The following is a 212-nucleotide window of genomic DNA, read 5'->3' as shown; positions in this document are numbered from 1 at the left end:
GTACGAGGGCAACAAGGACACCCTGTACCGCATCCACGGCACCAACCAGCCGGAATATATCGGTCAAGCCATCTCGTCCGGCTGCATCCGCATGACCAACGAAGACATCATCGATCTCGTGAACCGGGTGAAGCTGGGCGCGATCGTCGTCGTCCTCCCGCCGGGCCGGAGTGCGTAGCGAGTTGCGCAATCCCACAAGCCGGTGCGTGAAA

The 212-nt window shown here is 61.3% G+C and carries 1 protein-coding gene; it reads left to right on the top strand.

The window, feature by feature from the left end; genetic code table 11:
* The coding region (locus tag KJQ96_RS39905) for a L,D-transpeptidase (protein WP_213291312.1) at window positions 1-178 on the top strand (178 nt) is incomplete at its 5' end.
* Window positions 179-212: the final 34 nt, after the last annotated feature.

The sequence above is a fragment of the Bradyrhizobium sp. sGM-13 genome (assembly GCF_018398875.1).
Taxonomy (GTDB): Bacteria; Pseudomonadota; Alphaproteobacteria; order Rhizobiales; family Xanthobacteraceae; genus Bradyrhizobium.
Note: the sequence above shows the minus strand (reverse complement) of the source record. Positions and strands in the feature narration are given on the sequence as shown.